The sequence below is a fragment of the Flavobacterium jejuense genome (assembly GCF_006491595.2).
GTDB classification, from domain to species: Bacteria; Bacteroidota; Bacteroidia; order Flavobacteriales; family Flavobacteriaceae; genus Flavobacterium; species Flavobacterium jejuense.
Genome location: NZ_VEVQ02000013.1, coordinates 131507 through 137884 on the forward strand (window position 1 = coordinate 131507; position 6378 = coordinate 137884).

A 6378-nucleotide genomic window follows, 5' to 3' on the forward strand; every position below is an offset into this window, starting at 1 on the left:
CGAACCACTCGGTTCGTCTTTTTAGATTATAAGTAATAGATTATGGCATAAAAACTAGCGCTTCATAGAAAAATGGGATCTAAATACTTTTTGCTCATGATTTTCAAGATAAATTACTTTAAACCAATAATCTGTTGATGGTAAAGCGTGTCCTATATAATTACCATTCCAGCCTTCACCTGATGGTTTTATAGAAGTTAATAATTTGCCATAACGATCAAAAATGTAAATAATCGAATTGGGTTGCGATTTTAAATCCCAAATATTCCAAGAGTCATTATAACCGTCAGCATTTGGAGTAAAAAATTTAGGATAATCAATAACCATAATTTCAACAGTTAAAATACCACCACAACCATTACTGTCTCTCACGCTAACATGATGCATTCCTGAGGAAACATTAGAAAAATAATTTTCCTCTTGCTCTGATCCATTGTCTAGAGAATAAAGAAAGTTTCCAGTTCCAGTAGCTTGTGCAAAAACAACTGCATTTTCAGCAAAATAACTAGTAACTAGAGAAGCTGTAAAAGTTTCAGGACCATTGGATAGAATAACAGTGGTAGTATCTGAGCCAGATGGACAACCATAATTATTGCTAACCTCTACAGTATAGGAGCCAGGAAGAGTAGCTATTAAACTTGAATCTGTAGTTGAGAGGAGTTGTCCGTCTTTATACCATAAAAAAGTATAATCGGTAGTAGATAAGCCTGTTGTTATAAAGGCAGGAGAAATTAAAGTACCATTCGCATTGTTACAAATAGAAAACATATCCGCTAAATCAACTACTGTTAAAGGAATTACAGTAAGTTGTACTGTTGAAATGGTAAAACAGCCTAAAGCATTTTCTACTCTTATATAAATAGTTTCTTCATTAGATGTAATGCTGGTATTGTTTGGGTTAGGAATAGGATTGGTGTCGTTTTCAGCATTGGAGAGATTAGTAAAATAGCCTGCAATGAATGTTCCTACTTCTCCATTCAAAATTTCGTTTTCATAAATCGTTACATTGTAAGAATTGAGGTTATTTTGACAAAGGACATCCTCTAAAAGCAAAACGGGTGATGGAATTGCTGAGATTTGTATTGTTAAATCCACAACTGTTTTACAACCTATAGTATCTGTAATTTGCACTAGTAAGCTTTGAGTATAAGGTGTTGTCATTTGAAAATTTTCAGGATCAGGAATGGCAGTTCCATTGTTTAAATCGTTGGTATTTAAATAGTAAGTGAATAGAAGACCTGCGTTTGGAGAGATGATCTCATCATTTTTAGTAGTCAAATTAATCCTTTTCAATCCATTCCCATTAGTATCACATTCCATAATAGGGGTTGGAGTTTGAACCGCTGGAGGGACGCATTCAGTGTCTGTATCTGTACATTGTGGGCAATCTGGATTTGGGTCAGGAATTGAACTAGAAACGAAAACGATATTAGTCAAATTCACAGTATAATTATTTGGAATATCCATTGTAACAAGGTAAGTCACAGTTTCACCATTTAAAAGCAAGGGAATAATATCCGTGAGACTTCCAGTACCTGATGTAGAATTACCACTCCAAGTTATTTGAGTTATTCCTAAAGGAATAGGGTCGTTTACCATTACATTTAAAGCATCACTTGGGCCGTTGTTTGTAATCGTTATTTCATATTGTGTTGTTGTGCCAGGAGCGTAAACACTTTGATTATTTGTTTTTACAACCTCCAAGTCGCTGTTTAAAACAATAGGTGTAACAGTAGCATCATCAAGAGTAGTTGTTTCAGGATCATCTGAAAGAGTACTAATGGTTTCTCCTAATGAATTAAAACCACTAGCTAGAGCTTGGTTGATCACATTTCCAGTAAGAGCATCCGAGCTGGTCACTGTGTGTGAAGCACTAATCGTGATACTTTCTCCTGTTGCTAAACTTAAAATAGTAGCTGGAGTAATACTTCCTATATCTGCATTTGCATCAGAGATGAGAATGTTTGAAATAGTAGCCTGACCCGTATTGGTTAGGACTAAATCATAAACAATTACATCACCTACATTATAGTATGTTGCTTCTTGAGAAGATTTAGTCAAGGACAATATGCTACTTTCTGCTGTGGCTTGTGCGGTGTTATTGCTAGTATCAATATCAGTATTAGAACCAGTAATAGTAGCAGTGTTTACAGTATTCCCAGAATCATTTATAGTTGCAACTATAGTTAAAGTTTCAGATTGACCACTATTTAAATTTCCTATAATCCAAATACCTGTAACTGTATTATAAGTACCAGTGCTAGATGTAGCAGAAACAAATTGATATCCATTTGGAAGTAAATCGGAAACTTCAACAGCAGTATCATCAGTATTTCCTATATTGGAAGCTGTAATTTGGAAGATAGCTTCGTCGCCAATCATGGAAACAACTTCTTTTTCAACTTCTAAATCGCCACAGGGAGTAATAGAAATAAAAATGGGTGATGAAGGAGCTGTTAATCCGCAAGATCGAGTACCTATAACACTATAGTTACCTGTTTCTAAAGCAACATACGTATTTGTAGTAGCATTTGGAATTAGTACACCATCTAGATACCATTGATATGGAGCAAGACCAGGTGTAGTTTCTAGAGTAGTTGAACAAGAATTACTGGTAATCTCTGCTGGTGGCTCTGGACTATCGCTAAAAGCAGAAAAAAAACCCGACATTGAAAAACCAGAACCTTGTTGTATGATGCTGGTAGTTAATCTAGCATTTGATGTAATGGTTATGGATTGTGGGTTTCCGATAGTTATATTGGTAAAACGAAGCATATAAAAACCAGTATTACCTATAGGAATTCTTACATTACCTGTAAGAGTTTCCATATTTGTTCCATTAATTAATACAGGCTCAGTCGCGCTTTCTAAGATAGTATAACCAAAGTAAGGTAAATTAGTGTTGTCGTAACTAATGAATTTTGTAGTTATAATATGGGTTGAACCGGCACATCCACCTATTGGAAAAACAGTAGAAATATCTGTTTCACAATCTACTGCAGTTGCGGAATAAATTACTATTGGTTTAGTTGCGTTTACAAAGGTTGAAGAATAGATATTTTGTGCATTACCATGAAAAATAGAGATATAATCCCCTGCATTTGCTAAAACCTGTGTGGTTGAAGAGATTTGATTTCCTGTCGCGTCAAAATTAACTATATTTAAAGAAGTATTAGGTTCTGATGCGATAATTGTACTTTGCTCGGGGTAATTTAATCCTGTTCCTGGTGTTCCATTTCCTCTAACCAATATATATTGTTTCCCTAGTTTGTTGATGGGAGCTATTTGATCAACAGTTCCATCTTCACCATTTCCATTACAACTTTGAGGCATATCCCCATAAGTACCAACATTTGCTACAATAGGTTTGTTAGCGGTTAATAAAGAACCCATTGTAGCGGTAAAAAGCCTACTTTGTCCAGTATTTAAAGTAGTTAGCGTTGTGCCATTAAGACTAATGGTTGTGCCATCTTCAAGTGCCATTACAGAATACAAAGGAGCATTATTCTCAATGCCAATATAACTGCTTCGATAATAGCCCAAGCGAAAGGCAAGACCAATACCTTCATTCCCAAAACTGACTAGCGAAGCATTCCCTTTAATTGTAGCGTTACTTGTTCCAGCAGTGTCTGAAGCTATGTTTCTTAGATTTATAGAAACAGGTGCGGTTGCTTCAACAAATAAACCTCTGTCAGATGTAGTAGTATTTATTGCATTTCTAAAAACAGAAGTAGGATTGCCTACAAAACGATAAGAAACAGGATTTGAAGCTGTAACGGTGAGTGTTGTAATCAATGTTCCGTTACTTCTTTTTAGTGTTACGGTGACAGATCCAGTATCAGTGGTAGCAATTACAATTTCATTGGCATTACTCCAGTATTGCCATGGAGATGGAGCTATGTAATGTTTAGTGGCATATTGTGCAGTTATAGACACACAAAAAAAGAATAAGAGTAGGAGTAAAAATTTTCTCATAAAAATAGTTTGTTTGAATAAAGATAAATAAAACACACACTCAAACAATTCAAAAAAACTACTTTTTTTTGTTTTTAAGTATTAAAAATGAATCACTTAAGGTGATTTAGGAAAAAAAGGATGATTCTGTTATATCCTTAAAAAAAGACACTTTTTTTGTGATATTTATATTTTAGGATTAATAAATTTTAGTTCTAAATTTTGAGAAATCTTTAAAATAAGAGAAACGTGGAAAAAAATATTTTTTTCAAGTTGTTGAAAAAGTAAAATATCAACTCCAAAAATAAATACGCAATACACATTGCAACATACTATAATTTTTAGAAAAGCAAATGGTTTTGCGTTGCAACCGTTTTAAATGGGTTCGCATCGATAGATTATTTCTTTCTATTTGATTGGTGCCAAAACGATTTACTTTATGAACCGCTGTTTCTAATAAAGATTTGTAATGCACCAAACCATCAGTGTAAATGGCTTTTGGAGTTGAAAGTAATAAAGAATTAGTTACATACTGAATAGTTCTTTTGGTTCTTCTTCCTAAACTGAAACTCACCACACGTTTTGTTTTTCTTTCTAAAGCATACACAATCCATATGGGTTTGTCTTTTCGCTTTAAATAACAACGCATTTCATCTACTTCATACATCTTATTCTTATAGAAAATAGGATTAGGAATCTTTTTTGCAATGGCAATAATTCTTTTCAAAACAGTAGTAGTTGCAATTTGTAATATTCTTGCTGTGCTTCTTATCCCTAAACCTTCTTTTATAAATTGAATTATTTTAGCATTTGTATTTAGTTTATAGGCTTTGTAACAATAAAAATCGATACTTCTTTTATAGCAATTTTTACAATAAAACTGTTGCTTTTTATTTTTGGTAAAGCCATTTTTGACTAAGTTTTTAGTAATACAATGTGGACAAATACCAGTATCACTAATTCTAATACACGAGGTCGACTTTTTTATCATTTTCTTCGTTTTAAGACATTGTATAGCACAAAAAGGAACGCAATAGTGCGTTCCTTTTCTATCCATTTTTTTAATTTCAATTTAATTTTCAATTGGTTAGCTTCTGTGAAAATAGCTATCACTAACTCTGTAACATTACCACACAAAAAGGAACGCCATATTGCGTTCCTTTTCTATCCATTTTTTAAATTTCAATTTAATTTTTAATTGGTTAGCTTCTGTGAAAATAGCTATCACTAACTCTGCAACATTACCGAAAATAGCTATCACTAACTCTGTGACATTACCCCTCTTAAAAGCAACTTTTAATTAGAATAAATATTATTGTAAAAAGAAAATAACATAAAATAAACAATGATGGAACTGTAAGATATAACCATTTAAAAGGTTTCTTAAAGTTATTATTCAAATAATATTTTAAAACTTCTAATGTTCCTATAAAAGATATTATTATAGATGGTATTATTATAAAATAACCTAATATCGCTCTTATTCTTCTATAAATATGATATTCTCCTTTCAAGCACAATTGAATTAATGCAGCAATTAAAATTATTATAAAAGATATAATGTTAACGTACGAAGCTTTTTTTATTCTATTACTCATTTTGAAAGTAGATTATTAGCGTAATTAAAACCATTTTGAATAGCTCTTTGGTCAGCATTAGAGTCAAAAATACCTCCAGTTCTATCTGTTGAAAGTAAAGTAGAGATGAAATTATTAAAATGGGCTCCAGCTTTTGCTTCTGCTAAAGAAAAATTATTAACTCTCATCCAAGCTCCCCAAATAAATTGTGAAAAATCTGCAAAATTATAAATGCTTTTTTGTCCTTCAACTCTGAAAAAAGCTCCATTTCCACCTTCATTTCCATCATATTCAGTATTGTACATTTTGAATAGATCTCTTAATTGGTTGAAGCCAAAATCTGCAACCCCATGAGAATTTATAGCTGTTTCCGCGTATCTTTGTGACATATTGGTGACATTGTTACTGATAAATCCTGCCTTTGCAATAAGTTTACCTAAAAAAGAACTACTTATACTTATATATAATTGGTTGTTAACAGGGGCATCCGCCCATATATGGTCAAATTTATAGTCATTTAAGTGTAGTTGATTCCCGTTTTCATCAAAATATCTATCTACTTTGTTGTCATTGAAAACAATATTTGTAACTTTCCCATCTGAATCTAAAGTAATGTCATTGTCAGGTGAAGAATTACTACTTTTAGTAGTTCCGTCAGTATTCAAGTCCTGATTTGCCATAGCAGCTTCAAAAGAACCACTTTTATATTCACCAGTCTTCCAATTATAATCGCTTTCAGCATCAGCTCCAGAAGGATCAGCCCAAAATACAGGATTATTATCAAAAGCACTATATGGAGAAAAATTTTCATGAATAACAGGATCTTGCACCACCCATCGAGCAATAG

The 6378-nt window shown here is 32.8% G+C and carries 3 protein-coding genes; all 3 read right to left on the reverse strand.

Features of this window, described 5'->3' with window-relative positions; all coding sequences use genetic code 11:
* Window positions 1-54: 54 nt before the first annotated feature.
* Window positions 55-3975 carry a T9SS type B sorting domain-containing protein gene (locus FIA58_RS17125; RefSeq protein WP_140963916.1) on the reverse strand — a complete coding sequence of 1307 codons (3921 nt, stop codon included), beginning with the start codon at window positions 3973-3975 and terminating at the stop codon, window positions 55-57.
* A 271-nt stretch (window positions 3976-4246) separates the two neighbouring features.
* On the reverse strand, window positions 4247-4945 hold the full coding sequence (locus FIA58_RS17130; protein WP_140963917.1) for an IS1 family transposase: 699 nt from the start codon (window positions 4943-4945) through the stop codon (window positions 4247-4249).
* Between the two features lie 603 nt (window positions 4946-5548).
* Window positions 5549-6376, reverse strand: coding sequence for an RHS repeat-associated core domain-containing protein (locus FIA58_RS17135; protein ID WP_317167928.1), 828 nt, complete (start codon window positions 6374-6376; stop codon window positions 5549-5551).
* Between the last annotated feature and the right edge of the window lie 2 nt (window positions 6377-6378).